Origin of the sequence: Nitrospira sp. (assembly GCA_016788885.1) — a bacterium.
Taxonomy (GTDB): domain Bacteria; phylum Nitrospirota; class Nitrospiria; order Nitrospirales; family Nitrospiraceae; genus Nitrospira_A.
The window spans coordinates 1-3,380 of record JAEURX010000066.1 but is presented as its reverse complement, the minus strand read 5'-3'; the positions used below and the strand labels follow the sequence as shown (position 1 = coordinate 3,380).

Genomic DNA, 3,380 nt, shown 5'->3' with positions numbered 1-3,380 from the left:
CACAAACGCCGCCACCAGCGTCACCTTGTACGCACTTTCCACCATCTTGAAAATGCTGGCTTCCGAATTGAGGGCAAACAGCAAGACGAGCGCGGCAAACCCGACCAACACCGTCCGCATCACGGCCAGCAGCCCGCGATCGCCGATGGTGGGCAGCAGGCTCTTGACGATATTTTCACTGAAGGCCACGGACGGCGCGAGCAATGTGGCCGACGAACAACTCATGATGGCAGACAGCAAGGCGCCGAAAAAAATGATCTGCGCGGCGATCGGCGTGTGCTGCACAATCAAGGTCGGGAGAATAAGTTGGGAATCCCGCTCCAGCAAATCCGCCACCTGCGCCGGATCGATCAGCGTCGCTGAATAGGCTAAAAACATGGGCACGAATGCGAAGAAGAAATACAGCGATCCGCCGAGCACCGAGCCTCGCACCGCGGTGCCCTCATCCCGAGCCGACGTGATTCGCTGAAACACATCCTGCTGAGGGATCGATCCAAACATCATGGTGACCCAGGCACCCACGAATGGAATCCACGCGTCGACCTGCGGCGGCGGGAAAAAATCCAATTTCCCCGCCGCCGCCGCATGCGTGACCACCGTCCCGACTCCACCCGCCAGCCCGCTGATCACGGACCCGATGTAGAGCATGCCTCCCATGATGATGGTGATCTGCACGAAGTCGAGTATCGCCACCGAGAACATGCCGCCGAATGTCGTGTATGTGAGAACGATCAGCGCGCCCAACACCATGCCGGCGGACTGGCTCATCGCGCCGTCTGTCACGACGGCGAATACCAGTCCCAGCGCCTTGATCTGCGCCGAGACCCAGCCAAGATACGAGGCGACGATGCATAGGGTGCACAGCACTTCGACCGCGCGGTTGTACCGCAACCGGTAAAAGTCTCCGATCGTGAGGAGGTTCAATCGGTAGAGTCGGCGGGCAAACCACAAGCCAGCGAGAATCAAACAGAGACTGGATCCGAACGGATCGGCGACGACCGCGCGAAGCCCGTCTTTGACGAAGGTGGCAGAGATGCCGAGGACGGTCTCAGCCCCGAACCAGGTCGCAAACACCGTCGCCGTGACCACGGGCAGAGGAAGGGATCGGCCGGCAACGGCAAAATCCTTGGTGTTATGGACGCGGGTTGCCGCATACAGCCCGATCCCGACGGAGCAGGCAAGGTAGAGAATCACGAAGGAGAGGAGCATGCGGCATTCGCCTGTCGGTGAGACGACCGCCGCCGATGGCGGCGCGAGGGGATTGTAGCGACCGCGCCCCTCTCGCGCAATGCCGTGAAAGCCGACTCGATGAGCGAAACCTTCGCAAAGGAGACTTGCGCAGTCGCAACAGACCCGCGCAAGTCTCTTTCACCCCTTGCGAGAAAAGGGGTTACTCGGTCTTCGCTTTCAGTTCCTTGACCTTCCCCTTGGCCTTCTCCAGAGCCGCGTTCCCTTTTCCCTTGGCACGCTCCACTTCCGCCTGCACCTTGTTGCCCTTGGCCTCTTCCACCGCGGCTTTCGTCTCGCCCTTCAGTTCCTCGACCTTGGCCTTCGTATCACCCTTCATTTCTTCCATCTTGGCCTTCATTTCGCCGGCCCAACCGGTAGAGCCAAGACTGAACATCGCCAGCAGCAACGCCGAGACAACCATAGACCACTGTTTCATGGGCATCCTCCTTGTCCAATCAATAGGGTGGATATTGCACCGATGAACCGAGTGGGACAGTCTGCGCCAAAGCCATGCTCACCACAATCACTGAAACAAACTACGGAATCGTATGGATCACAGCGGACATGAACCGGAGCGCAACAGACACGAATGACGAAAAACGACCATTTCGTTGACTACTCGACGCAGTGTGTTACGAATAGGCCATGCGTTACTCACTCTACTTCGCTTGGGTGTTGGCCGTCCTGTCCATCTGCATCTTGACGACACTGGCCTCGTTTCCGACGCTCGGAAATGGGGAACGCGCTCAGGAGCCACGGATCACGGCAGGACCGGAGAAGTTGCGGACGATCAAGATACACCGCCTGCGGTGCAATCCGTTCACATCTTCCTGCCAACTTTCCCGGCAAAAACCTCAGCATTAGGTTCCGGCCAAGCACCGCCCTTCCGCTAGGAGAGGGGAATGCGTGCCTTGTTCGCCTCCAGCCACTGCGCAAACGTCTGCACTCCGCCATTGAGCGCCCGAGCGATCGCCGGCTCACGGGCTGCGCAAAAGACGGCATTAAAATCGCGCTTGAACTGGAACATATTGGCCACATCATCCGCTCCCGGAAAGCCGAAGGTCCGGTAGACCTCCGGCGGCACTGCCTGATACCGCACCTCGCGTCCGAGCGCCTTGCTCAGGGCAGCGGCCATTTGTGAGCCGGTGAGATGTTCGCCCGAGACACCCACGGTTTTCCCGAGATACGCATCTCGCTTCCTGAAGATGCCCAGGGCGCACTTTCCAATATCCTCTGCGGCAATGCCCGGTAGCCTGGCCTCCCCCATCGCAAGAGTAAACACGAGCGTCCCATCAGGTCCCGGCTTGGGCCCCATGCCGAAGTAGATGAGATTGTCCCAATAAAAAGACGTGAGGAGAAACGTCGTGGGCACCCCGAGCTGCTTAAAGACCTGATCCGCTTCCCCCTTCGCATCGAAGTGCGGCACCTTATAGTTGCCCATTAACGTCGGCATACGGTTGTCGGACAGGGGCACCCATCGGCGCGTGTCTTCGAGGGTGGACCAGATGACGTGTCGCACCCCCGCCGCCTTGGCCGCCTTAGCCATGGCCTCGGCTTCCGCATATTCCTTTTCCGGAGAAAGGTGCGCCCAAAAGAATGTAACGCAAAACGCGCCGCTGGCTCCGGCAAACGCCCGTTTCAGGCTCTCGACGTCATGCACATCCGCCGCCACCACTTCCGCGCCGAGCCGGGCAAGCTCCTTGGCCTTATCCGAATGGACATCCCTGGTCAACGCGCGCACTGTCAGCCCACTGGCAGGATCGGCCAATATCGCCCGCACCAACCCGCCGCCTTGCATCCCGGTCGCCCCGACCACCGCAATCACCTGCTTTTCTGCCATAGTCCCTTCTCCTTTCCGTATGTCTGCCTACGTCGTGGCACACGTCCCACACCACTTCTGTCAACCGACGACGCAGTCGTTCGTTTCCCTCTTTACGGGCCGGATCTGGCCTTCCATCACCGTCAGAGCCATGATAGGCTAACGATAGCTAGCCAGGGAGGAGCGTCATGGTACGTCTTACGACACACCGATTGGAATCCCTTCGGCAATGGTTCATCTCGCTCGCCATGGGAATGAGTGCTGTTCTGTTCGTGCTGCCTGTGTTTGGCGCAGAATCCTCCGGCCCCTGGGAATGTTCCAACTACACGGG

Annotated in this window: 3 protein-coding genes; all 3 read right to left on the bottom strand. The window is 59.4% G+C overall.

Features of this window, described 5'->3' with window-relative positions; genetic code table 11:
* On the bottom strand, positions 1 to 1,209 hold a 1,209-nt coding region (locus JNL86_16825), incomplete at its 3' end, for a sodium:solute symporter family protein (protein MBL8044575.1).
* Positions 1,210 to 1,390: 181 nt separating this feature from the next.
* A complete protein-coding gene (locus tag JNL86_16820; protein ID MBL8044574.1) occupies positions 1,391 to 1,666 on the bottom strand; it encodes a hypothetical protein in 276 nt (91 codons plus the stop codon).
* A 453-nt stretch (positions 1,667 to 2,119) separates the two neighbouring features.
* Positions 2,120 to 3,070, bottom strand: a complete 951-nt coding sequence (locus tag JNL86_16815; GenBank protein ID MBL8044573.1) for an NmrA/HSCARG family protein — start codon at positions 3,068 to 3,070, stop codon at positions 2,120 to 2,122.
* Positions 3,071 to 3,380: the final 310 nt, after the last annotated feature.